The following is a 25,040-nucleotide window of genomic DNA, read 5'->3' as shown; positions in this document are numbered from 1 at the left end:
GCAGCGACCGTAGATCCTTAATCCGGAATTATCCTGACTCACCGCAGGGGCTGGTTTTGCGACGACTGCGCCGTCGAACGCAGCCTCGCGGAGCTCGACAGCTGCTACAGGGTTTATGTTGCCAGGCGGGTCAACCCTTGAACACCTGCGGGTTGACCAGATCTTGTGGGCGTTCGCCCAGCAGAGCGCTGCGCAGGTTGGCCAGGGCGCGGTTGGCCATCGCTTCACGGGTTTCATGGGTCGCCGAGCCAATATGGGGCAGGGTGACCGCATTTTTGAGTTGGAACAGCGGTGAATCGCTCAGCGGTTCTTTCTCGTAAACGTCCAGACCCGCGCCCCGGATGGTGCCGTTTTGCAGGGCCTCGATCAGCGCAGGCTCGTCAACCACCGGGCCACGGGAGATATTTACCAGGATCGCACTTTTCTTCATCAGCCCCAGTTCGCGGTGGCTGATCAGGTGCCTGGTTTTTTCGCTGAGTGGCACCACCAGGCACACAAAGTCAGCCTCGGCCAACAGTTGATCCAGGCTACGGAACTGCGCGCCCAGTTCTTGCTCAAGCTCGGTCTTGCGGCTGTTACCGCTGTACAGGATGGGCATGTTGAAACCCAGTCGACCCCGGCGAGCAACAGCTGCGCCGATATTGCCCATGCCGACGATCCCCAAAGTCTTGCCGTACACATCGCTGCCGAACAAGGCGGGCGGCACGCTGGCCTTCCACTCGCCGGCCTTGGTCCAGGCGTCAAGCTCCGCGACCCGGCGAGCGCTGCTCATGATCAGGGTAAAACCCAGGTCAGCGGTGCTTTCGGTGAGCACGTCCGGAGTATTGGTGAGCATGATGCCGCGCTCGTTGAAGTAATCGACATCGTAGTTGTCATAACCCACCGACACGCTGGACACCACTTCCAGCTGTTTGGCGTTTTCCAGCTGCTTGCGTCCCAGCTTGCGCCCGACGCCGATCAAACCGTGGGCGTGGGGCAATGCCTCATCGAACTGTGCGTTGATATCGCCCAGTTTGGGGTTGGGGGCAATCACATTGAAGTCTTGTTGCAAGCGCTCGATCATCTCGGGCGTGACACGGCTGAAGGCAAGTACGGTTTTTTTTGCGCTGGAAAGGCTCATCGGAACAAGGCTCATCGGCTGTCGGGAATGCAAGCAAGCTAACATTCCCGCCCACCATCCGCCAATCCTGTAGCCGCTGCCGAAGGCTGCGATGGGTTGCGAAGCCGCAGGTCCTGCGGCCCTTATCGCAGTCTGCGGCAGCGGCTACAGAGGCGTTTGTTTCAGCTATACGTCACCAGTTCGGTCTGATGCGCGGTTAAAATTTCCGGCAACGAGCTTTTCAGGTATTCGACCCAGGTTTTGATCTTCGCATCCAGGTATTGGCGCGAGGGATAGATGGCGTACAGGTTCAATTCCTGCGAGCGGTACTTGGGCAGCATGCGCACCAGTGTGCCGTTACGCAGGCCTTCGATGGCGGCGTACACCGGCAACACGCCCACGCCCATGCCGCTGGTGATCGCGGTTTTCATTGCATCGGCCGAGTTGACCAGAAACGGCGAGGAGTTGATCAGGACCATTTCCTGGCCTTCCGGGCCTTCGAACACCCATTTGTCCAATGCAATCACCGGGCTGACCAGGCGCAGGCAGGAGTGGTTGAGCAGGTCGCTGGGTTTGATTGCAGTGCCATTGGCTTTCACGTAAGCGGGCGATGCACAGACGATGCTGTAGGTGATCCCCAGACGCTGGGACACAAAGCCGGAATCCGGCAGCTCGCTGGCCAGCACGATGGATACGTCGTAACCCTCGTTGAGCAGGTCCGGCACACGATTGGCCATGGTCAGGTCAAAGGTCACATCAGGGTGCGTCTTGCGATAGCGGGCAATGGCGTCGATCACAAAGTGCTGACCGATGCCGGTCATGGTATGCACTTTCAGTTGGCCAGCAGGGCGTGAGTGGGCGTCGCTGGCCTCGGCTTCGGCTTCTTCGACATAGGCCAGGATTTGCTCGCAACGCAATAAGTAGCGTTTGCCGGCTTCGGTCAGGGCGATGCGGCGGGTGGTGCGGTTCAGCAGGCGGGTTTGCAGGTGGGCCTCAAGGTTGGAGACCGCGCGCGAGACGTTGGCAGTGGTGGTGTCCAGCATGGCGGCAGCGGCCGTGAAACTGCCGGCTTCGGCCACATAACTGAAGGCGCGCATGTTTTGCAAAGTGTCCATGAAGTGCTCTCAAGGGGCGATATAGGGGACAACTACCAATTACACAGCGACAAATTGTGACATGAAGTTTCAGGGTTTACCGGCCGGTTTTCATTCGACCAACGGATTATCCCAAGAACGGTAATAAAGATTCACATTTATGCCCGCTTATCGTTGTGCCTGCCAAGCCATAGACTTCTCTATCTCAAGCCTCATCTCCCCTCATGTCAGGAATTTGCAGCAGTGCAGCGTCGCATCAGCAGAGAGCTTAAAGCCCTCAGTGTTCTGGCTTTATCGTTAGCATTAAATGGCTGCATTGGTTTCGGCGGCATTGGTCCCAAAGACGCAATGTTACCTGCCAATACCCTGGCCACCGACGAGGCGATCCAAAGCGCCGCGAAAGATGCAAACTGGCCCAAAGCCCAATGGTGGCACGCTTACGGCGACCCGCAACTGGATCAATGGATCACTCTGGCGGTACAGGGTAGCCCAACCATGGCCATGGCTGCTGCCCGTGTACGTCAGGCCAAGGCTCTGGCGGGCGTCGCCGAGTCGGCTGAGTCACTGCAAATCAATGGCGAATCGACCCTCAAACGGCACAATTGGCCGTCTGACCCGTTTTACGGTCCGGGCGCGCTGGACAACACCACCACCTGGGACAACAACGCCGCGTTGGGCTTCAGCTTTGCACTGGACCTGTGGGGCCGCGAAAGCAATGCCACCGAACAGGCCGTGGACATGGCGCATATGAGCGTCGCCGAAGGGCGCCAAGCCCAGCTCGAATTGCAGAACAACGTCATTCGCGCCTATATCCAGTTGTCGCTGCATTACGCTCAGCTCGACATCGTCGAGTCGACCTTGCGTCAGCAAGAGCAGATTCTCGACCTGGCGCAAAAGCGTCTGGACGGTGGCATCGGTACGCATTTTGAAGTCAGCCAGGCGCAGGCGCCGCTGCCCGAAATTCATCGCCAGATCGATGCCCAGGAAGAAGAAATTGCCCTGGCCCGCAACCAGTTGGCGGCGTTGGCCGGTAAAGGCCCGGGCGAGGGCGCCGGTCTGAAGCGCCCAACCCTGGCGCTGAATACAGCGCTCAAATTGCCCTCGGCCTTGCCCGCACAACTGCTGGGTCAGCGCCCGGACGTGGTCGCCAGCCGTTGGGAAGTAGCGGCCCAGGCCCGGGGCATCGATGTGGCCCATGCTGGTTTTTATCCCAACGTCGATCTGGTTGGCAGCATTGGTTTTATGGCCACCGGTGGCAGCGCGCTGGGCTTTTTGACCGGCAAGAAGCTCAACTACAACGTCGGCCCGGCGATCTCGCTGCCGATTTTTGATGGCGGCCGCCTGCGTTCGGAGTTGGGCGTGGCATCCGGCGGTTATGACATGGCCGTGGCCAGGTACAACCAGACACTGGTGACTGCACTCAAGGGTATTTCCGATCAGTTGATCAAACGCGAGTCGATGGAAAAACAGCAGGTGTTCGCCGCCGAGTCGGTTGCCGCCGCGCAGAAAACCTACGACATCGCCATGGTTGCGTTTCAGCGCGGGCTTACCGATTACCTCAACGTACTGAACGCGCAAACCCTGTTGTTCAAGCAGCAGCAAATCCAGCAGCAGGTTCAGGCCGCCCGCCTGAGCGCCCATGCCGAGCTTGTTACTGCATTGGGCGGCGGTCTTGGGGCTGGCTTTGATGTGCCCAAAGATGACCGCTATGTCCCCGACAAACCCCCGGCCGTCATGGCGCTGTTTAATCACTAAACCCCTGATGGCTAATTTTGAGATCCGGTAGATGAACCACTTGCCCGCCCCGGTACGCTGGCTGTATTCCCTGGAATGGCGCCGTGGCTTCTTTGACTGGGCACGCAGCGATGGCGTGACCTGGGTGCATATCTTCAAAGTTTTGATCGCGGCCTTTTTGACCCTGTGGCTGGCCATGCGTCTTGAGTTGCCGCAACCGCGCACGGCGATGATCACAGTGTTTATCGTGATGCAGCCGCAAAGTGGCCAGGTGTTTGCCAAAAGTTTTTACCGATTTTTGGGTACCCTGACCGGTTCGGCGGTGATGGTCGCGTTGATTGCCTTGTTTGCGCAGAACACGGTGTTGTTCCTGGGCTCGCTGGCGATTTGGGTGGGTATCTGCTCGGCCGGTGCGGCGCGCTGCCGTAACTTTCGTGCTTATGGTTTCGTTCTCGCCGGTTACACCGCCGCCATGGTCGGTTTGCCCGCGCTGGCGCATCCCGATGGGGCCTTTATGGCCGCTGTGTGGCGGGTGCTGGAAATCTCCCTGGGCATCCTCTGCGCCACGGTCATCAGTGCCGCGATCTTGCCCAAAACCGCAGGCGCGGCCATGCATGACGCGCTGTACAAACGCTTTGGTGTGTTTGCCGGTTTTGTTGCCGAAGGCTTGCGCGGCCAGTCCACTCAAGAAGCCTATGAAGCCAGCAACGTGCGCTTTATTGGTGAGAGCGTAGGGCTGGAAGGCATGCGCAGCGTGACGGTGTTTGAAGACCCGCACATGCGTCGTCGCAGTGGCCGCTTGAGCCGTCTGAACAGTGAATTCATGGCCATCACCACACGCTTCAATGCCTTGCACCAACTGCTCGCACGTTTGCGCAGCCGTGGTGTGGTCGACGTGGTGTCGGCCATCGAGCCCGAGCTGGAAATACTTGCGCAGTTGCTCGACACCTACGCTGGTCGCTCGTTGACCGATAAAGACGCAGCCTTGCTGGCCGAGCAGTTGGATGCTTTCAAGAGCAGCCTGCCGGGACATGTACGTGCGCTGCGGGTGAAGTTTTTGGACAGTGAGCCCAGCCCCTCGGACTTTCTGGACTTCAATACCGCCTACGAACTGTTGTTCCGCTTCGTTGATGATTTGCACAGCTACGCGTTGACCCACGCCTCGCTGGCCGACCACACCCACGAACGGGAGCGCTGGGATCAGCCCTTTATCTCGCAAACCAACTGGTGGTCAGCGGCGGCGTCGGGGATTCGGGCGGCGTTTATTCTGGTGGTGCTTGGCACCTACTGGGTGATGACCGCCTGGCCCAGCGGCGCCACCATGACCTTGGTCGCTGCCGCCACCGTGGGCTTGTCCGCCGCCACGCCCAACCCCAAACGCATGGCGTTTCAGATGGCGTGCGGGACCTTTATCGGGGCACTGGTGGGCTTTGTCGAAATGTTCTTTGTGTTGCCCCATATCGACGGCTTCCCGTTGTTGTGCCTGGTGCTGACGCCGGTGATCGTGTTCGGCTCGTTCCTGACCTCGCGGGCCAATTACGCCGGGGTCGGACTGGGCTTGCTGATTTTTTTCAGCATCGGCTCGGTCCCCGACAACCTGACGATCTACAACCCGTACCAGTTCATCAACGACTACATCGCGATGGTGCTGGGCATGCTGGTGTGTGCGGCTGCCGGCGCGATTATTCTGCCGCCTAACAGCCGCTGGTTGTGGAGTCGCCTGGAGCAGGATCTGCGTGAGCAAGTGGTGTACGCCATCAGCGGCAAGTTGCGCGGTTTGAGTTCCAGCCTGGAAAGCCGTACCCGCGACCTGATGCACCAGGCTTATGGCTTGGCAGCTGGCAAGCCGCAGGTGCAACGCGAACTGCTGCGCTGGATGTTTGTGGTGCTGGAAGTCGGCCACGCGATCATCGAGCTGCGCAAGGAACAGGCAATTTTGCCGGTGCACCCGGCGTACGCCGAGGCCCAGCCATGGCGTCAGGCCATCCGGGTTATGGGCCGGGCGCTGGTGCGGCTGTTTATCGCCCCCAGCGAAAGCAACCTGGAGCGTGCGCTGATTGCCGTCGATCACGCCATCAGCCGGGTGCAGTCCACCGACGAACCTTTCGCCCGTAACTTCGACACTTCGGCGCTGGTCCGGGTGCAAAGCTACCTGCACTTTATCCGTACTTCACTGCTCGACCCGCAATCGCCGCTGGCCGCATATGCCCAGCCGCAAGGACTTGAACATGCCTCGTGAAATCGCCTTCCACGGCGTCTACATGCCCACCATGACCCTGATGTTTTTTATCGCGGCGGGGTTGGCATGGGGCTTTGACCGACTGTTTTCCGGCTACGACCTGTACCGCTTCTTCTGGCATCCGGCGCTGTTGCGCCTGAGCCTGTTTGCCTGTCTTTTTGGCGCCATGGCGCTCACTGTTTACCGTTGAGACCGATCCGATGAAAAAGTTTTTCAGCCTGCTCGCCACCTTGCTGGTTCTGGCCCTTGCGATATGGATCGGCCGCACCCTCTGGGAGCATTACATGAACACCCCGTGGACCCGTGATGGACGGGTGCGGGCCGATATCATCAACGTTGCGGCCGACGTTAACGGCTACGTGACAGGCGTGCCGGTCAAAGACAACCAGTTGGTAAAAAAGGGTGACGTACTGCTGGAAATCGACCCTGAGCATTACCAAATCGTGGTCAAGCAAGCGCAATCGCTGGTGGCGTCCCGCAAGGCCACCTGGGAGATGCGCAAGGTCAACGCCCATCGCCGGGCGGACATGGACAGCCTGGTGATCTCCCGCGAAAACCGTGACGACGCCAGCAACATCGCCGACTCGGCCCTGGCTGACTACCAGCACGCGCTGGCTCAGCTTGACGCGGCGCAGCTCAACCTCAAACGCACCAAAGTGCTGGCTACCGTTGACGGCTACGTCACCAACCTCAACGTGCACCGTGGCGACTATGCGCGGGTGGGCGATCCGAAAATGGCCGTGATCGACAAGGATTCGTTCTGGGTTTATGGCTTCTTCGAAGAAACCAAACTGCCGCACATCCGTGTGGGCGACAAAGCCGACCTGCAAATGATGAGCGGCGAAGTATTGAAGGGACATGTGGAAAGCATTTCGCGCGGCATCTACGACCGCGACAACCCCGAGAGCCGTGAACTGGTGGCCGACGTAAACCCGACGTTCAACTGGGTGCGCCTGGCGCAGCGGGTGCCGGTACGTATCCACATCGACGAAATCCCCGATGGTTTCCTGCTGGCCGCAGGCACTACGTGTACGGTGATTGTTGAGCAGGGCAAAGTGGACTGACCTTGGGTTAGTCCTGGAGCCGCTTTGCGGCCCATCGCAAGCGGCTACAGGCGAATCTGGTATTTCTGACAGTAGGCAGTCCGCTGGTTTGCGTTTCTACTCTGATCAAGAACTGCAAAGGCTCTTGATGATGAATATTCACTGCCACACACCAACCTTAACAACCATTGATTCGCGTCGATTGACCGTGCGTTCAATCACTTATTGCCGTTCTGCCAGCGATGCAGATGCCGAGGTTCGCATCAATCGAACCCGGTTCGACGAGGCGGGGCGAGTGGTGGCTCAGTGGGACCCGCGATTGTGGGTACTGCATGGCAGTGATGCCTCGACACCGGCCAATGCCGAGCACCTTTACACGCTGACAGGCATTCCCTTGAGATCCTTGAGTGTTGATGCAGGCCTGCGAGTCAGCCTGCCGGGTGAAGTGGGGCAGCTCCTGCACAGCTGGGATGGGCGAGGTAGTCAGCAACATATTCAGTACGACACCTTGCTGCGCCCCCTGGCGATTTTTGAGCATGAGTCAAATGCCCCGGTATCGTGTACTGAGCGTTATATCTATGGCTCTGTAGATCCAATCTGTATCGACCACAACCAGTACGGACAATTGATCCGCCACGATGACCCAGCTGGTACGCGTCACTTCAATGCATTCGGATTGACGGGGCAGGTGATTGAACAAACGCAGCAATTTTTGCAGGCATTGAATCTACCGCACTGGCCATCGGGCGAGAGTGAGCGTGATTGCTTGCTTGAGCCGGTAGGTGGCGCGTCCACGTTGTTTGCACACAACGGCATGGGTGAGGTGGTGCAACAGATTGATGCTCTGGGCAACCGGAACATGTTCGCTCACACGGTAGACGGTCAGTTGTACGAGACCAGATTGCATCTGAAAAATGCCCCAGGGCCTCAAATGCTGGTCCATGGTATTCAATACAGTGCCTGCGGCCAGATACAGCAGCAGACTGCTGGTAATGGCGTGGTCAGCGTGTTCGATTATTGCCCTCGTAGTGACCGTCTCTTGCGTTTGCGTGCTAGCGTTGCCCAGCATAAAGCCTTGCAGGACTTGAACTACGTCTACGATCCGGTGGGCAATATTTTGAGTATCGAGGACAAGGCCCTGCCGATTCGCTACTTCGCCAACCAGTGCATTGAACCGATCAACCGTTACCGCTACGACAGTCTCTACCAACTGATCAGCGCTACCGGATGGGAGGCCGGAGCTGCCAGTAAAGGCCCCGCTCAGATCAGAAACCCGCAGGCCGTGGCCACTTATCGCCAGACCTATCGCTACGATGCCGGTGGCAACTTATTGGAGACTGTCCACCAAGGTGCGCAATCTCATGGGCTTAGGCTGACGGCGGGAAAATACAGTAATCGCTGCCTGCCCGAACAAGACGCTCGCCCGCTGACTGAAGCCCAAATTGCCTCAGGTTTTGATCAGAGCGGTAACCTGTTGGCCTTGGACAAGGGGCGGACATTGAGTTGGGATTTACGTAATCAGTTAAGTGAGGTCCGACCGGTAGAGCGCGAGTCGGGCCTCGACGACAATGAGCGCTACATCTACGGCGCGGATGGCATGCGACAACGCAAGATTCGTTCAACGCAAACCCGTACGCGTACATTGATCAGCGAAACGCGTTACTTGCCAGGGTTGGAAATGCGTATTGACAGGGTTACAGGTACAACTCTGGGCGTAATCACTGCCCAAACCGGTCGCATTTCGGTGCAGGTGTTGCAATGGGAAACACCCTTGCCCAGGCAGTTGGCGTGTGAGCAGTTGTGCTACAGCCTTGCTGATCACTTGGGTTCTTGCACTCTGGAGCTGGATAGCAATGCCAAAATTGTCAGCCGCGAAACTTACCATCCATATGCAACCACGGCGTTCAGTGAGCGGGGGAACTCAAGCGAGTCGAGTTTTCGAACCTTGCGTTACTCAGCCAAGGAGCGGGATGCCACAGGGCTTTATTATTATGGTTTGCGATATTGCGTGATGGGATGGCGCTGGATCAATCCTGATCCCAGTGGCGTTATCTACGGACTGAATCAGTACCGAGCCGTACGCAATAATCCAATTGTCTACCGTGATCCGGATGGCTTGATAGAGGTCTCATGCGTCGATAAGGAAGATCGGCCGTATGACACACTTGCCGAGCAGGGTGCTATTCACCCACTACAGGCTGCCGGCATGGGATCTGTGCGCAGATATTTTTCGAACACTACAGACTCTGCTACCCGCAATTATCGGGATCAAATTCCAGTGGCACTTAACGACGTGATCGAGCGCCGGGGGCCTGCATTTACCAATACTCACGAGGCCCATGTGATTGCTGCTGCACGAACCGGTACGGCAGTCCCGGCGGGTAGCGTGTTGTATCACTCAGGAGAACTGACGTGCGGAATGTTGAACGTGTTAGTGGGGGAGAAAATCACAAGCGAGATAGTGGGCCCTCTGACTTGCGCAGTTAACAGTCCGATTGAGGATCAGGCAGTACTGGCGGCTCGGCGGGAGGGGGGTTGCTGATGTTATTGGTGTGGTAGGGGCAGTGGCCAAGCACGCTCGCAATCCTGTGGTCTCTTTTGCGGGCCAGATGGCCGTAAAATTCTCACGGCTAATGAAGAAGAGTGAAGCGCAAACACAGATGCAATATGCGCAACTGACGGATACAGCAATCAGATATGCAGTTATTCCTGCGCAGACTTCTATGCCTTCAATGGCAATTAACAGGTTACCTGTGGACGCGCATTTCGCGGCACTGACCGATTCGCCCATAGCCCTCGAGTCGCTCGTTTCCAGCGGTCGGTACAGCGCCATGAACAGGCGCCTGTTTGCCGCAGCATTTGATCAAGCATCAAATCCCCGGCAAGGGTCTGGAGCACGATCCAACTTTTGATCCCCTTGCCTTGCAGCGGTAACGCACAGTCATGACCGTTACCGTTGCACTTCGATCTCAAGTACCGGCTTGTTGCCTGTCAATCCGCACAAAATGTCTCATGCAAATGCCGCCACAGCACCTTGCCGTCGGCGGTTTTTTCAAATACCACGGTGGCCCGGCGATCAGTGCGGCTGCCGTTGTGTTCCTCTTGCAGCTCGCGGTAGCTGACCACCGCACCGCCTGCGTGCAAGGCAATGCCCTTGAACTCGCTGAGGGTGATTTTCAACCCAGGGCGCGCTCCGCGCAGTTGTTCAAACAGTGTTTCTACCCCGTCGAGATCCAGCACTTTGCCGCCGGGGGTAATCATCGAAAATTGCGGCGAAAAACGCGCTAGCAAAACCGGCAGTACGCCGGGCTCCAGGCCGGAAAACCAGCCTTCAATTTCGACGTGGGTTTCGTTTACCAGATCAAAGTAGCTCGCGTAGTCAGTCATCGGAATCTCCAGGTTAAGGTGCGAGTAAAGCCAGCACGCGGGATGTATCAAGGCGCAGAACGGGAATGAGCGGCACCAGCGTCAATGCACAACCGATGGCAAAGCATAGGGCATAGGCGTGCGGCGTCGAGGTGATCAGGGTCAAAGCGCCCAACAGGGCCATCATCAATGCCGGGCCAAGCAAGAAACTCAGCTGACGGTTGATATTCCATAGCGCGCTGGCGTGGCCCATGTGCTGGGCAGAGACATCAATAAACGCGGTATTTTGCGCCGTGCTGCTGCACAGGCTGCCGCCAAATCCCATCAGCCCGTACAGCGCGATTGGCAGCCAGGAGCTTGAACCATCAATCTGGGTCAACAACCCAATACCCACGGCTTGTGCCGTCATGCCCAGCAAAAGCAACGGCTTTGGCCCGACACGGTTAAATTGATAACGGCTCAGGCAAATGCCCAGCGCCGATGCCAGCGCCCACGGCAGCATCAAGGCGCCGGTTTGCGCAGGGCTCAAGCCCAGTTGGTGCAGGTACAAAATGCTCACCAACTGGGTGCCGATAAAAATTCCGGGAATAAACAGATACGTCAGCATCCCGACCCGCAGCAGTGGGCTTTTCAGCAAGCGCGCCATGTTCAGCGCTCCTGTCGCCACACTCCGATAATTCAGCGTCGGGCGCGAAGTGGGGCGGGGCTCTGCCTCAAGCCAGAGTGCGGCCAGCAACAGGGCAAGCACTGCCAGTGGCAGGTTGGCGTAAAACACCCAGCGCCATGACCATGACTCAACTACCCAGCCGCCCAAAACCGGCGACAGCGCGGGTACCAGCAACGCCACCAGTAAAATTACGGAAGTCAGGCGAGCTCGCTCGCGCACCGGAAAGTGCCGATACACCATGGCTTGCCCCACCGGAATCAATAATCCGCCGGCCAGCCCCTGCAGCAAACGCCAACCCATCAGTGCTTCTATCGAGCCCGACTGTGCCACGCACCAGGACGCCAGACTGAACAACAGGAGTGAAGCCATGATCAATCGCTTTTCGCCAAACACGGTTGCCAACCACACGCTGGGCAAAATGATCAGCGTCAGGCCGAGCATGTAGGCGTTGCCGATCCAGGCCAGCTGCGTGACGGATGCGTGCAGTTCCAGGCTGATTTGCGGGTAGGCAATGGCTGCGGCGAACATGTTCACCAGATCCAGCGCATAGCCCAGCAAATACACCAGCGCGATTTTGTTGCGGTAGGCCATGGTCGGCTCCTTGATCGGAGACCGCACAGTAAGCAGCTTTTGCTTGTGGAGGAACCGTCCGCTCGCTGCTAGATTGTCAAAATTATTTTGACAATTGGCAGGATGAAGCATGGTTAGTCTCGATCGATTCGACACTTTCAAAGCCGTGGTCGAAGCTGGCTCCCTTACCGGCGCTGCGGATCTGCTGGGGCAAACCCGTGCCGTGGTCAGCTTCAACATCAAGCGGCTTGAGGCTGAGCTGGGCGTGACCCTGCTGACGCGCAACACCCGGCGGCTGGCCTTGACCGAGGCGGGTGAACGTTTTTATCTGCACTGCCTGAGCATGCTGGAAGCGGCCCGGCTGGCGATTGACGAAGCCCGAAGCGAGCACACGGAACTCAAGGGCACGTTGCGTATCACCACCACTGTGGAATATGCATTGGCCAAAGTGGTGCCTGCACTGGAGCTGTTTCGCGCGTTGCACCCCGACCTCAACGTGCACTTGTCGACCTCATCGACCCATGCCGATCTGATCTCCGAACGTTTTGATGTGGCTTTGCGCTTGGGCCGTGTGCTCGACTCCAGCCACCGTGCCGTGCAGTTGAGTACTTTCGAGATTCTGCCCGTGGCTTCACCGGCGTTTATTGCCAGCGTGGCGCCCATCAATAGCGTGCAAGCCCTTGAACAAACACCCTGGCTGGAGCATGGACGGGTAGGGGAGTTGAACATTACCGACTCGAGCAGCGGTGTTGCCCAGCCTTATCAGCCCAATCCCGGCAAGGCGCGGATCAAGGCAGACAACTCATCGGTGCTGCTTGCCTTTGCCCTGACCGGGCAGGGCGTTGCGATCTTGCCCGACTGGCTGATTAAAGAGGATTTGCAGGCCGGTCGATTGGTGCATCTGCTTCCCGGCTGGCAATTTACTCGTCAGGGGGTATTTGCGCTGTACCCCGACACCCGGCATCTGCCACTGAAGGTGCGGGTGTTTATCGATTTTATGAAGGTCCATGGCTGACCTGCAGCCTTCGGCAGCGGCTACAGGTTTTTTGCAGTCACAGTTCTTTATCCAACCCGAACCGCTTCATCAGGATTTTCTGCAGTAAACCACTCGGCACCAACGCAGCCAGTAACGGCATGGCACGGCTGCCATTGCCATAGCGCAACAACATTGGTGGCCTGGTTTTTTGTACGGCCTTGAGTATCGCATCTGCAAAGGCTGTTACAGCTGTGGGGTTGTCTTGCGAGGCTTTGGCTCTTGCGCGAATACCGTCGCGCACGGGCCACCAGGCAGATTGCTGGCCAATCAACTGCTCGGCCTGGGCGCTGGCATTTTTCGCGAAGCTGGTGTCGATGGCGCCGGGCTGTACTTCCAGTACGCGGATGGCAAAAGGCGCCAGTTCCATGCGCAGTGCATCGCTCAATGCATGTACTGCGGCTTTTGAAGCGCAATAGGCCCCGGCAAACGGAGTCACCAATACACCGGAAACGCTGCCGACATTGACCACCAGCCCCTTGTTGCGGCGCAGCGCTGCAAATAGCGCGCGGGTGACACCGACCACTGAAAACACGTTGGTTTCAAATTGCTGCTGCAGCCCCTCGACGCCGCCATCGAGTAACGGGCCCATGGCGCCATAACCGGCATTATTAATCAGCACATCCAGCCCGCTGCCCTCGTGCGCCAGGCGTTCAGCCAGTTGCGCCAATGCGTGTGGGTCATTTACGTCCAGTTGCACTGCGGTGAACCCCGCTGCCGCCAACCGGGCCACATCCTCAGGCTTGCGAGCGCTGGCCCAGACCTCATGACCCGCTGCCTTGAAGGCATCGGCCAGGGCGCGGCCAATGCCGCTGGAGCAGCCGGTGATCAAAACACGGAGCATCGAAAAATCCTTAATTGGAAAAGCTGCCTTGCAGACGTTCTGCTCGGAACTCCAGGGTTTGCGGTCGATAACCGGCGCGCAGGGGCGGCATCGGTAAACAGTCTTGCCAGCTGGCTTGGGCTTGCAGTTCGCCGGGCCCGCGATAGCGTGGGGCGGTATAGAGGTTATCGGCGAGGTTGACGGTATCGCCCGGTGCATAGGCGGCGATGCGCCAGCCAAGTTCGACCAGTGGCACGTCATTGCGGTTTTTCAGGGTCAGTTGCAATGGGCGGTCTGCCGGGCAATGCACGGGGTCATAGACAATACGCAGCTCCAGGCGTGCCAGTTGCTGTGCTTCGCGGTTGTCGAGCCAGGCCACAGACGCTGCAACAATTGCTAGCCCGAACACTGCCGCCAGCGAAACCGGGAAAGCCTTGGACGGATAGCGCAGCAACAGCACAAGCCAGGTGATGATCAGTAACACGCCGATAAACATGGCAGCGCCTCTTGCATGGAATGAGTCTAACTTACCAGCCTGAGGCCCCTGGAGGGGTCATTCCTCAGCGTGGTCGCGCAAAAACACCAACAGATCCGGCTTGGATTGTTCAGCGCTAAAACGATAACCCTGCTCATCGAACTGCTTGAGCTGCTCGGGGTTGTTGATGCGTTCCTTGATTACAAACCGGCTCATCATGCCGCGGGCTTTTTTGGCGTAGAAGCTGATGATCTTGTACTGGCCGTTTTTCAGGTCCTTGAATTCAGTATTGATGATACGTGCGTTCAGGGCCGATTTTTTCACTGCCGAGAAGTACTCGTTGGACGCCAGGTTGAGCAGAACGTCATCGCCCTGTTCCGCCAGTGCTTCATTGAGCCATTGGCTGATTTGCGTGCCCCAGAAGGCGTACAGGTCCTTACCCCGGGCATTGGCCAGCTTGGTGCCCATCTCCAGGCGATACGGCATCATCAGGTCCAGCGGGCGCAACAGGCCGTAGAGTCCCGAGAGCATGCGCAGATGGGTTTGCGCGTAATCAAAGTCCGCTTCGCTAAAGTCCACGGCGTTAAGGCCGGTATACACATCGCCCTTGAATGCCAGCAGTGCCTGTTTGGCATTTTTTGGGGTGAACGCTGGAGTCCAGCTGCCGAAGCGTGCCGCATTGAGCCCCGAGAGCTTGTCGGACAAATGCATCAGCTCGCCAATCTGTTGCGGGCTCAGTTCGCGCAATTGTTCGATCAGCTCCTGGGAGTGGTCCAGGTATTGCGGCTGGGTGAAACGCGCAGTGGCCGGCGGCGTCTCGTAATCGAGGGTTTTAGCGGGTGAAATCACCATCAGCATGAGGTCGTCTCCTTTTAGCGTCTGGGGATTCTAGGGGGTTGGGCGGTTTGACTCCACCTATCGTCGCGATAGGCGTTTGAGACTCTGTAGCCGCTGCCGAAAGCTGCGATAAAGTCCGCAGGACTTTCGGGGCTGCTGCGCAACCTATCGCAGCCTTCGGCAGCGACTACAGGTCACGGGCATTTGTCCGGGTTATAGTGCTGCCAGTTTTTATTGGGAGATTGATCCGTGCGCATTGCTCTTTTTTTCTCGGCCATGCTGGTGTGCCTGGGGGCAGTGGCGGCGCCCAATGAGCCCGCAACGCTGGATCGCAGTACCTGGCCCGAGCAATTGATCAGCCCCGCATTGTTCGATGTTGCTTCGCGGGCCGAAATTCTTGCCTTCGCCCATGCCTTGCTGGTCAGTGAAACGCTGGACGAAAGCGCGCTCAAGCAGCGCCTTGGCCTGAAGACCATCAACCTGGACACCATTGATAACCTGCGTAAACGCATGTGGCAGCGGCTGTTGGCCAATTACAACCTTGCCCAGCAAAGCTGCGATCAGGATGCCTCGTTTTGCTATTACGTCGACGGCATGGACAGCTTGCGCGAGCAGGCCGGCAAGTTTGAAATCGCCGACGACTCGTTTTATGTGGCCTGGGCCGAGCCGAGCCGTGAGTTTCACCAGCGTTATCTGGATGAACAACTGCGCAAGGCCGCGCTGTTCCCGCAAATCAGCAGCGAAATCGAGCTGTTCGGCGAGCAGGAAAGCAACGGCGAAGCGATGCATGATCGACTGTTTTCATTGACGTTCGACAGCGGCCCCAGCCAATTGCCCGGCACCACCGACTGGTTGACCGACTACCTGCGCAAGCAATCCATGAGCGCGACTTTTTTTGTGTTGGGCAATAGCGCGCAGGTGCGCCTCGACAAAAACGGTACACAAGCTCTGCAAGCGCTGTACAAGGGCCAGTGTGTGGGCGTGCAGGGCTGGGAATATCGCTCACACAGTCATTGGCAAGACTGGCAGGACTCGATTTTGCGCACCACGGCCTTGGTCAAACAGGTTGTACCGAACAACTACGTCGCTCTGTTTCGCCCGCCCTATGGGCAGCGGCGGGCAGATAGCGGGGGGGTTTTCCAGGCGCAGGGTTTGCAGGTGTCATTGTGGGATATTGATGCGCAAGACATGTCAGCCAGCCTGAGCGCCGAACAGTCAGCGCAACGGGTGTTGAGCCTTATGCTGTTGTGGCGTCATGGGGTGATTGCGTTTCACGATACCCAGGACAAAGTGCGTACGGCGTTGCCTTGGTTGCTGAAGGCGACGGCACAAAGTGGCTTGGGTTGGGAAGATTGCGAAGTGTTGTAGAACACGCAGTTAATATATGACTCTAGCCCCGCTTCAGGCATCCGCCAAGGGTATTCGTCATTCCATGAAATAAATTGCCTATTCGCTAAAAAAGCTTTTTTTTGTCACACATTTAGGAGTATTACGAAGACAGACGGCCGAAACCTGCAACACAGGTGGCGTCTTCCAAGACCCACCGGGCAGGGTAATTACGGCAGTCACTCCGAGGCGCAGAACTGTTGTGGTATTGCGTCGAATGGCTCCCAAAAAGGTGACCGAGTATGGATGATCACGGACGCACTCCTTCTTCCAACCAGCCAATCCTTTATGTGCTCGATACCAACGTACTGATTCACGATCCAAACGCATTGCTGAACTTCGAGGAACATCACGTCGCGATCCCCATGACGGTGCTCGAAGAGCTCGACAAACTCAAAACCGGCAAGCTGCTGGTGGCCGCGGAGTGTCGTCAGGCTATCCGTTTGATTGATCAGTTGCTGGGAGTTGCCAGCCCTGAAGATGTCGAAAAGGGTGTGCCGATCCAGCGTGGCAAAGGCGCGCCCAAAGGCTTTCTGTCGATCATGATGAGCAAGCGGCGCGAGCCCAACACGCTGCTGCCAGAAAACCTCAACGACAACATCATCATCAACCAGTTGATTGACCTGCACGCCCGCGAACCGAAGTTGCGTGTTGTGCTGGTGACCAAAGACATCAACATGCGCCTCAAGGCTCGGGCTTGCGGGATCGAGTCCGAGGATTACAGCACCGACCAGTTGGTTGACGACGTATCGATGCTGTCGCGTGGTTACCACACCATGACCGGTTCGTTCTGGGACCGCGTCAACAAGGTCGAGACCCGCCAAGGTCATGGCCGTACCTGGCATCAGGTGCAGATGAACGAAAACCTGCCCTCGGTGCATATCAATGAATTCATCATTGATGAGCAGGGCTTTGTCGGCTGGATCAAAGAGGTGCGCAAGGACCAGCTGCTGATTCTCGACATGCACCAGGAGCCACTGCTGCACCAGGAAGCCTGGGGGCTCAAGCCTCGGGATATTTATCAGGGGCTGGCGCTGTTTGCTTTGCTCGACCCGGATATTCATCTGGTCAACCTGTCGGGTGCGGCGGGTTCGGGTAAAACCATCCTGGCGCTGGCGGCCGCGATTGAACAAACCATGGTCAGCAAGCGCTACCGGCGGATTATCTGTACCCGCAGCGTGCAAGGGCTGGATCAGGAAATCGGCTTCTTGCCGGGCACCGAAGCCGAGAAGATGGAGCCTTGGCTGGGGGCTATCACCGACAACCTTGAAGCCCTGCACATGGAGGATGAAAACACCCACGGCAGCGTCGACTACATCCTGAGCAAGGTGCCGTTGCAGTTCAAATCCCTGAACTACATTCGTGGTCGCAGCTTCCAGCAGAGCCTGATCTTGATCGATGAGTGTCAAAACCTCACGCCGCACCAGATGAAAACCATCATCACCCGTGCGGGCGCCGGTTCCAAAGTGGTGTGCCTGGGCAACCTGGCACAGATCGATACGCCGTACCTGTCGGCCACCAGCTCGGGGCTGACCTACCTGACGGAGCGTTTCAAAGACTTCCCCAACGGGGTGCACATTGCCCTGCAAGGGGTGCCTCGCTCGATTCTGGCCGAATACGCCGAATCGCATTTGTAACCTTGCTGGTTTAACCCTGACCCGGGCGGCCTTGAGCCGCCCGGTTGCGTTTCAGGGGGAGGGAGCCGGCGTGTGTCTTCTGGAGATCAGGCTGTAGATCGACGGCAGTACAAACAACGTAAACAGCGTCCCCACCACCATCCCCACGACAATCACGATGCCCAGTCCGAAGCGGCTGCTGGCCCCTGCGCCGCTGGCAAACAGCAAGGGCACCAGGCCGACCACCATGGCGGCGGTGGTCATCAGGATTGGCCGTAAGCGGATGCGGGCCGAGCGGATGATGGCGTTGGCCGGTGAGCAGCCCGTAGCGGCTTGCAGTTCATTGGCAAACTCGACCATCAGGATCCCGTGCTTGCTGATCAGCCCGATCAACGTCACCAGGCCGATCTGGGTGTAGATGTTGAGCGTGGCCCAGCCCAGTGCCAGCGGGATCAGGGCGCCGCAGATCGACAGCGGTACGGTGATCAGGATGATCAGCGGGTCGCGCAGGCTTTCGTACTGCGCCGCCAGCACCATGTAAATCACGATCAGGGCGAACACAAAGGTCAGCATCAGCGCGTTGCCTTCGTGGATAAATTGCCGCGAATCGGACTGCCAGTCATGGCTGAAGCTGGCGGGCAATTGCTTGCTGTGTTCGGTCAAAAAAGCCACGGCCTGGCCCAGGCTCACGCCGGGTGCCGCGATGCCCTGGAAGGTTGCCGAATTTTGCTGGTTGAACTGTTTCAGGCGGTTGGGCTGGATATCGCTGTGCAGGCTGACCACGGTGGCCAGCGGTACTTGCACCCCGGTATCGGTGGCGAGGTAGAAGCCGTTCAAGGCCTCGGGCGTCAGGCGCTGGCTGGCCCCGGTTTGCGCGATCACATCATAGGAGCGGCCCTGCATCGCGAAGCGGTTGGTGTAGTTTTCGCCGACCAGTATTGCCAGGGTGCTGGCGATGTCTTGCAGGCGGATACCCAGGCTGTTGGCCTTGTTGCGGTCGATCCGCACCTCGGTCACCGGGTTGTTGAACGCCAGGTCACTGTCGACCACGGCGAACAATCCGCTGGCCCGGGCCTGCTGCTTCAGCTGTTCCATGGCCAGGTACAGCGAGCGGTAATCCTCGGTGCTGCGGATCACCAGTTGTACCGGCAAACCACCGGTGGAGGCGGGCAGCGCCGGCATCTGGAAGACGAAGATGGCATTGCCTTCCACGCCGTCGACCCGCTGCTGCAATTGCGTCTGGATCTGCGCTGCGCTGCGCCCGCGCTGGTTCCATTCCTTGAAATTGACTCCGGCATAGCTGGCCGCCACACCGTCGGTGCCGTTGATGATCCAGGTGCCGGTAGCTTCGGGGATGGCACCGAGGACGCCACTCAATTGCGCGGCATAGCGCTCAACAAAGTCGAGGTTGGCGTGTTGCGGGGATTTGATCGCCAGCAGCAGGTTGCCCTGGTCTTCATTGGGCGCCAGTTCTTTTGCGGCCTGGCCGTAGAGCAGTGGCAGGCTGAGCAGGATCAGCACGGCAAAACCCAGGACCACGCCGCGCTTACGCAATGACAGCAGCAAGCCTCGCTGATAACGCCGCGATAAACGGTGGAAGAACCCCTCGGCCAGCATGCCCATGGCGCCTTCGTCTTGTCCGGCCGGCAGCAGTTTTGCGCACATCACCGGGGTCAGCGTGAGGGCGATCACTCCTGACACGAGCACCGCGCCGGCCAGAGTCAGGGCGAACTCCTTGAACAGTGCGCCGGTCAGGTCGTTCATCAGGCCGATGGGCATGTATACCGCGGCCAGGGTGACAGTCATGGCGATCACCGGTGAGGCGATTTCACGGGCGCCAATCAGCGCAGCCTCAAGCGGGGCGAGGCCTTCCTTGATATGGCGGTGGATGTTTTCGGTGACCACAATCGCGTCGTCCACCACCAGCCCGATGGCCAGCACCATCGCCAGCAGCGTCAGCAGGTTGATGCTGAAGCCAAATAACGCCATTAAGGCCAGGGCGCCGAGGATCGACAGCGGGATGCTGAGAATCGGGATCAGCACCGTGCGCCATGAGCCCAGGCACAGGAAAATGATCAGCACTACAATCAGGATCGCTTCGAGCAGGGTCTGGATCACTTCCACAATCGAGGCTTCGATAAAGTGCGCGGTTTCGAACGCAAGTGCGGCTTCGACCCCAGGTGGCAGGGTTTTCTGGATGTCCGGCAACAGGCGTTTGATGCCCTCGACAATTACCAGCGGGTTGCCCCCGGGCGTGGCGTACAGCCCCAGATGCACCGCGGGTTTGCCGTCCATCAGGGCGCTGGTTTCGTAGGCGGCCGAGCCCAGCTCGACCTCGGCAATATCGCGCAGGCGTAGCAGGCGGTCCCCACGATTGCTGATCACCAGGTCGCGAAATTCGTCTAGGGTGGTGAGGTCGCTGTTGACCTGAATCGATGACACCACGTATTGCCCTTTGATTTGCCCCGGGGCGGCCTGGAAGTTGTTGGCGCGGATCGCCTGTTCGACCTCGGCGGCGCTGATGCCATGGCCGGCCATGCGTTGCGGGTCGAGCCACAGGCGCATGGCCAGGCGCTGGCCGCCAAAGGTATCGACCTTGGCCACGCCTGCAATCGTGGCGAACAAGGGCTGCACCACCCGGCTCAGGTAGTCGCTCAGGGCTGCGGCCGAGAGGGTGTCGCTGGTAAAACCGACATACGCCACGGCGGTGGACTCACCGGCCGAGCGCTCGATCACCGGGTCGTAGGCCTGTTCCGGCAAGCGATACTTGACCTGGTTGACCTTGGCGATCACCTCGCTCAGGGCCTTGGCCGAGTCCTGGTTCAGCGCCATGCGCAACGTCACCAGGCTATGGCCCTGCACCGAGGATGAGCTGATGTAGTCGACGCCTTCCACCGAGGCCAGCGACTGGTTGATGGGCTGGGTGACAAAGCCCTGCATCAGTTCGGCCGGGGCCCCGGGGTAGTCGGTGCTGACGGTGATCACGGAGCTTTCCAGCAACGGGTACTGGCGCACGGGCAAACCCATATAGGCTTTGAGCCCGGCCAGCAGGATCATCAGGCTGACCACCAGCGCGAGCACCGGGCGGCGGACGAACATATCTGTGAACTTCACTCGATGGCTCCTGCGTCAACGGCCAGTACGCTGTTGGTAATGGGCTCGATACGTGCGCCATCGCTGAGTTTGATCTGACCGGAGATCACCACTTGATCCCCCGGCGCCACCCCCCGGGTGATCACCACCCAACCCTCGCGGCGCTCGCCGGTCTCGACCGAGACCCGGCGCACAGTGGGTATGCCTGCAGGTTGCACGACATAGAGGTCTTCGCCATACGCGCTGTAGGTCACTGCCGTTTCTGGCACGCTCAAGGTGTTTTCGGGCAGCGGCTGGGGCAAGCGCACCCTGGCAAACATGCGCGGCAGAGCAGCACTTGGCGGGTTTTTCAGGTGTGCCTGCACGCTGGCGGTACGGGAACGCTCAAGGAACGGATCGATGCTGCTGACCACGGCCGTCAGCGGTTGATGGGGCAGGGCATCGAGTTCGACCAGCAGGCTTTTGCCGGTGGCGAAGTGGGGCAGGGCCTGCTCGGGCACACTGAAATTGACGTAAAGGCCCTTGTTGCCGATCAGGTTGATCAGGGTATCGCCGGGGTTCACGTACTGGCCTAAATGGACTTTACGAATGCCCAAAGTGCCGTCGAACGGTGCCCTGATGGTGCGCTGCTCTATCTGTGCCACCAGCCCCTGAACAGCACCGCGGGCGGTGGTGTATTCGGCTTGGGCGTTGTCCAGCGCTTCCCGGGAAATGGCATTGGAATCGATCAGTTTTTTCATCCGCTCAAGGCGTACCCGGGTGTTGTCCAGTTGGCCCTGCAAGCGCACCAGTTGGCCACGCTCGGGCGCATCGTTGAGGCGCAGCAGAACTTGCCCGCGGGTGACTCTTTGCCCGGATTCAATGGGCAGCTCGACGATCCGCCCGCCGATCTCGGCGGGCACGCTGACTTCCTGCACCGCTTCCAGCTCGCCAATCGCGTCCAGATAACGGATAAACGGCTGGTTGCTGACCATGGCCACGGCCACCTTGACCGGCGCGACCTCATACGCGGCGGGTGCCGGTTGTTGCCAGCACCATACAGCCCAGAAGATCAGGATCAGCATCAGGCCTGAAAACCCGTAAAGGGCGTTGCGTAGGGTAAGCTGGCGCGTGTTACGCGCCGTGGCAGTGGAGGGTGTGGGATCTAGCATGCAGCGCTCCCTTGGAGTGGGCTAATGACAGGAGAGTCGGAGTGTTACTGCGCAATATCGATTTGAATCTGCTGGTGGTGCTTGATGCGTTGCTCACGGAAAAACACGTGACCCGCACCGGTGTTCGCTTGCATCTGAGCCAGCCGGCCATCAGCCACTCGCTGAACAAGCTCAGGCTGCTGCTGGATGACCCGTTACTGATTCGCCAGGGCAATGAGGTGGTGCTCAGTGCGCTGGCGCAAAACCTTCAGGCGCCGCTCAAGGCCGTGCTCGGCCAGATCGAGACCTTGCTTGGCCAGTCCATCGACTTTGTGCCGGCAGACTCGCAGCGCACCTTTCGCGTGGCGATGTCCGATTACGGCGCCGCTATCGTGCTGCCCAAATTGCTGGTGCAACTGCGCAAGCTGGCGCCGGACACCTCGCTGGTGGTGATTCAGGACAGCCGCCTGGGCATGCTGGAGCAAATCGAACAGGGCAAAATCGACCTGGCCGTGGGGGTGTTTGCGACGCTGCCGGCGGATATCAGCTGCGACGTACTGTTCGAAGAAACCTTTACCTGCCTGCTTAACCGTCGTTCGTTGCCCGATAGTGGCGTGCTCGACCTGGACAGCTATCTGGCGCGTCCGCATTTGTTGGTGTCGATGGATGGCAACACCCAGGGCGAGGTCGACAACGTTTTGCGCGCCCGGGGGCTGCAGCGGCGGGTGGCGGTCAACGTTCCCCACTGGGGCACCGCGCCGGGGATGATTGCCGGCACCGATCTGATCCTCACCGTGGCCACCCGCACTCTGGACAACGTGCCGCTGGGGGACACGCTGGTGGCGATACCTCCGCCGCTGACCGTGGCGCCGTTCAACTATGTGCAGGTCTGGCACCAGCGGTTTAATCAGGATCCGGCCCATCGTTGGCTGCGTGAGCTGGTCAAACAGGTAAGCGCGCCTTCAACCCCGTGAGGCAATGACAAACCCTGCCAGCACCACACTCACCCCCAGAATTTTCTGCAGGCTCGGGCTGTTTTTGGGCAGGCCGAGCAAGCCAAAATAATCAATCACCAGCGAAATAATCAGCTGGCCCACCACCACCGCCATGATGAAATTCAGTGCTCCCAGGCGCGGCACGGTGATCAGTGCGACGGTGATGTAAAACACCCCGGCCAGGCCTCCGAGCCAGATCCACCAAGGGCCGGTGAGCAGCGCCGCGAGGTTGGGGCGGGGCACTTTCACGATCAGCATCACCAGCGCAATGGCCACGCCACTGACCAGCAACGAAATCACCGTGGCCCAAAACGGGTGGCCGAGCACAACGCCAAGCCGGGCGTTGCTGCCAGCCTGCAAGGGCACGGCAAAGCCTGCAAACAGGCTCAGGGCAATGACAACAAAAAGAGGCATAAGGACGGCTCCGAAGTTTCAACCGTTGTACGGCGAATGCCGGCAGGCGGCCAATTCGATGTTCTGATGCGCGGTATTCGCGGGGTCGATGGTCTTAACCAATTCTCGGGTTTACACTCCTTGCTCCTGTTTGGAGTACCCCCTGTGCTGACTCATTTAGATTCTCAAGGCCGCGCCAACATGGTTGATGTCACCGATAAAGCGGTGACATCCCGTGAGGCGCTGGCACAAGCCGTGGTGCGCATGCGCCCTGAAACCCTGGACATGATCGTCAGTGGTGGCCACCCCAAGGGTGACGTGTTTGCCGTGGCGCGGATTGCCGGGATTCAGGCGGCCAAGAAAACTTCGGACCTGATCCCGCTGTGCCATCCGCTGATGCTCACCAGCGTCAAGGTTGAACTCAGTGCTCAAGGCACTGATGCGGTGCTGATCGTGGCGCGTTGCAAGTTGTCCGGGCAGACCGGTGTCGAGATGGAAGCCCTGACCGCTGCCAGCGTGGCGGCCCTGACGATTTATGATATGTGCAAGGCGGTGGATCGCGGCATGACCATCGAAAGTGTGCGGGTACTGGAGAAGCTCGGCGGCAAGAGCGGGCACTTTCAGGCAGACGCGTCATGAAGCTCAACGTCGTTTTCTTTGCTCGTTACCGTGAGGCGCTGGGGCTGGATGGCGAGTCGGTGGACGGTGAGTTTGCGTCCATCGAACAGTTGCGGGCGCACCTGGCGCAACGCGGTGGCGCCTGGCAGGTGCTGGCCGAGTCCAACCTGATGTGTGCGCGCAACGAAGAACTGTGCAAACTGGATGAACCGCTGGTAGACGGCGATGAAGTCGCTTTCTTCCCTCCCGTGACCGGAGGCTGAACATGGCGATTCGGGTACAAGCGGCGACCTTTGACCCTGGCGCTGAAGTCAATGCACTGCACGCGGCCAATCTGGGCGTAGGGGCGGTGGTGAGCTTTGTCGGTTATGTGCGCGACTTCAATGAAGGGCGCGATGTGGCGGGGATGTTTCTGGAACACTATCCTGGCATGACCGAAAAGGCCCTGGCCAAGATCATGGTTGAAGCGGAACAACGTTGGCCGTTGCTCAAGCTTGAAGTGCTGCACCGGGTGGGTGCGCTGGAGCCGGGTGAGCCGATCGTGTTTGTGGGAGTGGCCAGTGCCCATCGCCAGGCGGCGTTTGACGCTTGTGCGTTTGTGATGGACTACCTGAAGACCCGCGCCCCGTTCTGGAAAAAAGAACAGACCGCTGACGGCCCGCACTGGGTTGAAGGGCGGGCCAGCGACGAAGTGGCGGCAGATCGCTGGAAGTAGCTAACGAGCTTTGTAGCCGCTGCCGAAGGCTGCGATAAGGGAGCCAGGCCCTTCAAAAAGCGTTGCCGCTTCGCAACCCATCGCAGCCTCGTACCTCGACAGCGGCTACAGAGT

22 protein-coding genes are annotated in these 25,040 nt (G+C 58.9%); 12 read left to right on the top strand and 10 right to left on the bottom strand.

The genetic code is table 11. The annotated features are described in order from the left end of the window. Positions 1-130: 130 nt before the first annotated feature. Positions 131-1,120, bottom strand: a complete 990-nt coding sequence (locus N7D90_RS19725; protein ID WP_261739569.1) for a 2-hydroxyacid dehydrogenase — start codon at positions 1,118-1,120, stop codon at positions 131-133. 161 nt (positions 1,121-1,281) lie between these two features. After that, positions 1,282-2,214 (bottom strand): LysR family transcriptional regulator, encoded by a 933-nt coding sequence (locus tag N7D90_RS19720; RefSeq protein ID WP_261739568.1) that lies wholly within the window; start codon positions 2,212-2,214, stop codon positions 1,282-1,284. Between the two features lie 222 nt (positions 2,215-2,436). On the opposite strand from N7D90_RS19720, the gene N7D90_RS19715 reads away from it, so the two are divergent. From N7D90_RS19715 to N7D90_RS19695, 5 genes are all read left to right on the top strand, one after another. Further along, positions 2,437-3,948, top strand: coding sequence for an efflux transporter outer membrane subunit (locus N7D90_RS19715; RefSeq protein WP_261739567.1), 1,512 nt, complete (start codon positions 2,437-2,439; stop codon positions 3,946-3,948). A gap of 31 nt (positions 3,949-3,979) precedes the next feature. Further along, a complete protein-coding gene (locus N7D90_RS19710; RefSeq protein WP_261739566.1) occupies positions 3,980-6,166 on the top strand; it encodes an FUSC family protein in 2,187 nt (728 codons plus the stop codon). Beyond that, positions 6,156-6,356 (top strand): DUF1656 domain-containing protein, encoded by a 201-nt coding sequence (locus N7D90_RS19705; protein ID WP_016781859.1) that lies wholly within the window; start codon positions 6,156-6,158, stop codon positions 6,354-6,356. The genes N7D90_RS19710 and N7D90_RS19705 overlap by 11 nt, the downstream gene beginning before the upstream one ends. 10 nt (positions 6,357-6,366) lie before the next feature. Beyond that, the gene (locus N7D90_RS19700; protein WP_261739565.1) at positions 6,367-7,230 is read left to right on the top strand and encodes an HlyD family secretion protein; all 864 of its coding nucleotides are present in this window, start codon (positions 6,367-6,369) and stop codon (positions 7,228-7,230) included. Between the two features lie 187 nt (positions 7,231-7,417). Next, positions 7,418-9,751, top strand: coding sequence for an RHS repeat-associated core domain-containing protein (locus N7D90_RS19695; RefSeq protein WP_261739564.1), 2,334 nt, complete (start codon positions 7,418-7,420; stop codon positions 9,749-9,751). 449 nt (positions 9,752-10,200) lie between these two features. Here the strand turns inward: N7D90_RS19695 and N7D90_RS19690 are convergent, their stop codons facing one another. Both N7D90_RS19690 and N7D90_RS19685 read right to left on the bottom strand, forming a co-directional pair. Beyond that, the gene (locus N7D90_RS19690) at positions 10,201-10,596 is read right to left on the bottom strand and encodes a DUF4440 domain-containing protein (RefSeq protein WP_261739563.1); all 396 of its coding nucleotides are present in this window, start codon (positions 10,594-10,596) and stop codon (positions 10,201-10,203) included. Between the two features lie 13 nt (positions 10,597-10,609). Continuing rightward, the gene (locus N7D90_RS19685; RefSeq protein ID WP_261739562.1) at positions 10,610-11,833 is read right to left on the bottom strand and encodes an MFS transporter; all 1,224 of its coding nucleotides are present in this window, start codon (positions 11,831-11,833) and stop codon (positions 10,610-10,612) included. 109 nt (positions 11,834-11,942) lie between these two features. Here N7D90_RS19685 and N7D90_RS19680 point away from each other — a divergent pair, with 109 nt between their 5' ends. Further along, positions 11,943-12,827, top strand: a complete 885-nt coding sequence (locus N7D90_RS19680; protein WP_261739561.1) for a LysR family transcriptional regulator — start codon at positions 11,943-11,945, stop codon at positions 12,825-12,827. 37 nt (positions 12,828-12,864) lie between these two features. Here the strand turns inward: N7D90_RS19680 and N7D90_RS19675 are convergent, their stop codons facing one another. Genes N7D90_RS19675 through yaaA form a run of 3 tightly spaced genes read right to left on the bottom strand, consistent with a single transcriptional unit; the run spans position 12,865 to position 15,001 of the window. Beyond that, positions 12,865-13,689: an SDR family oxidoreductase gene (locus N7D90_RS19675; RefSeq protein WP_261739560.1), complete on the bottom strand. Its 825-nt coding sequence runs from the start codon at positions 13,687-13,689 to the stop codon at positions 12,865-12,867. Positions 13,690-13,699: 10 nt separating this feature from the next. Then, on the bottom strand, positions 13,700-14,164 hold the full coding sequence (locus N7D90_RS19670) for a multidrug transporter (protein ID WP_261739559.1): 465 nt from the start codon (positions 14,162-14,164) through the stop codon (positions 13,700-13,702). A 57-nt stretch (positions 14,165-14,221) separates the two neighbouring features. Further along, positions 14,222-15,001, bottom strand: a complete 780-nt coding sequence (gene yaaA / locus N7D90_RS19665; protein ID WP_261739558.1) for a peroxide stress protein YaaA — start codon at positions 14,999-15,001, stop codon at positions 14,222-14,224. A gap of 228 nt (positions 15,002-15,229) precedes the next feature. Between yaaA and N7D90_RS19660 the strand changes: the two genes are divergently transcribed. After that, positions 15,230-16,348 carry a polysaccharide deacetylase family protein gene (locus tag N7D90_RS19660; protein WP_261739557.1) on the top strand — a complete coding sequence of 373 codons (1,119 nt, stop codon included), beginning with the start codon at positions 15,230-15,232 and terminating at the stop codon, positions 16,346-16,348. A 260-nt stretch (positions 16,349-16,608) separates the two neighbouring features. Next, the gene (locus N7D90_RS19655) at positions 16,609-18,003 is read left to right on the top strand and encodes a PhoH family protein (RefSeq protein WP_261739556.1); all 1,395 of its coding nucleotides are present in this window, start codon (positions 16,609-16,611) and stop codon (positions 18,001-18,003) included. 51 nt (positions 18,004-18,054) lie between these two features. Here the strand turns inward: N7D90_RS19655 and N7D90_RS19650 are convergent, their stop codons facing one another. Beyond that, positions 18,055-21,096: a MexW/MexI family multidrug efflux RND transporter permease subunit gene (locus tag N7D90_RS19650; RefSeq protein WP_261739555.1), complete on the bottom strand. Its 3,042-nt coding sequence runs from the start codon at positions 21,094-21,096 to the stop codon at positions 18,055-18,057. After that, complete coding sequence (locus N7D90_RS19645) at positions 21,093-22,226, bottom strand: efflux RND transporter periplasmic adaptor subunit (RefSeq protein ID WP_261739554.1); 1,134 nt, start codon at positions 22,224-22,226, stop codon at positions 21,093-21,095. Before N7D90_RS19645 ends, N7D90_RS19650 begins: the two co-directional genes overlap by 4 nt. A gap of 41 nt (positions 22,227-22,267) precedes the next feature. Here N7D90_RS19645 and N7D90_RS19640 point away from each other — a divergent pair, with 41 nt between their 5' ends. After that, positions 22,268-23,179, top strand: coding sequence for a LysR family transcriptional regulator (locus N7D90_RS19640; RefSeq protein ID WP_261739553.1), 912 nt, complete (start codon positions 22,268-22,270; stop codon positions 23,177-23,179). On the opposite strand, the gene N7D90_RS19635 is transcribed toward N7D90_RS19640, so the two are convergent. Then, positions 23,168-23,614, bottom strand: a complete 447-nt coding sequence (locus N7D90_RS19635) for a DMT family transporter (protein ID WP_261739552.1) — start codon at positions 23,612-23,614, stop codon at positions 23,168-23,170. The genes N7D90_RS19640 and N7D90_RS19635 overlap by 12 nt on opposite strands. A gap of 144 nt (positions 23,615-23,758) precedes the next feature. On the opposite strand from N7D90_RS19635, the gene moaC reads away from it, so the two are divergent. Genes moaC through moaE form a run of 3 tightly spaced genes read left to right on the top strand, consistent with a single transcriptional unit; the run spans position 23,759 to position 24,926 of the window. Next, entirely contained in the window at positions 23,759-24,232 is a 474-nt protein-coding gene (gene moaC, locus N7D90_RS19630; RefSeq protein WP_261739551.1) for a cyclic pyranopterin monophosphate synthase MoaC, read from the top strand. After that, a complete protein-coding gene (gene moaD, locus N7D90_RS19625) occupies positions 24,229-24,474 on the top strand; it encodes a molybdopterin converting factor subunit 1 (RefSeq protein WP_261739550.1) in 246 nt (81 codons plus the stop codon). The genes moaC and moaD overlap by 4 nt, the downstream gene beginning before the upstream one ends. 2 nt (positions 24,475-24,476) lie before the next feature. Next, on the top strand, positions 24,477-24,926 hold the full coding sequence (gene moaE, locus N7D90_RS19620) for a molybdopterin synthase catalytic subunit MoaE (protein ID WP_261739549.1): 450 nt from the start codon (positions 24,477-24,479) through the stop codon (positions 24,924-24,926). Positions 24,927-25,040: the final 114 nt, after the last annotated feature.

This window comes from Pseudomonas fragi, from assembly GCF_025426255.1.
In the GTDB taxonomy this organism is placed as follows: domain Bacteria; phylum Pseudomonadota; class Gammaproteobacteria; order Pseudomonadales; family Pseudomonadaceae; genus Aquipseudomonas; species Aquipseudomonas kulmbachensis.
Note: the sequence above shows the minus strand (reverse complement) of the source record. Positions and strands in the feature narration are given on the sequence as shown.